The following is a 567-nucleotide window of genomic DNA, read 5'->3' on the forward strand; positions in this document are numbered from 1 at the left end:
GACTCAGACGCAGACAGTGACTCAGATGCAGACTCTGACTCAGATGCAGACAGTGACTCAGATGCGGACTCAGATTCAGATGCGGACAGTGACTCAGACGCAGACAGTGACTCAGATGCGGACGCTGATTCAGATGCGGACTCAGATTCAGATGCGGACAGTGACTCAGATGCGGACTCTGACTCAGACGCAGACAGTGACTCAGATGCAGACTCAGATTCAGATGCGGACAGCGACTCAGATGCAGACTCAGATTCAGATGCAGACTCAGATTCAGACGCAGACAGTGACTCAGATGCAGACGCTGATGCAGATTCAGACGCAGATAGTGACTCAGATGCGGACGCTGATGCAGATTCAGACGCAGACAGTGACTCAGATGCAGACTCAGATTCAGATGCGGACGCTGATGCAGATTCAGACGCAGATAGTGACTCAGATGCGGATGCGGATGCAGATTCAGACGCAGATAGTGACTCAGACGCGGACGCTGATGCAGATTCAGACGCAGATAGCGACTCAGATGCGGACGCTGATGCAGATTCAGACGCAGATAGTGACTCAGAC

The 567-nt window shown here is 52.6% G+C and carries 1 protein-coding gene; it reads left to right on the top strand.

From position 1 onward, the window contains the following. Positions 1-567 (top strand): hypothetical protein (locus SH09_RS15715; protein WP_042740538.1); only part of this gene is annotated, 567 nt, incomplete at both ends.

Origin of the sequence: Staphylococcus gallinarum (assembly GCF_000875895.1) — a bacterium.
In the GTDB taxonomy this organism is placed as follows: domain Bacteria; phylum Bacillota; class Bacilli; order Staphylococcales; family Staphylococcaceae; genus Staphylococcus; species Staphylococcus gallinarum.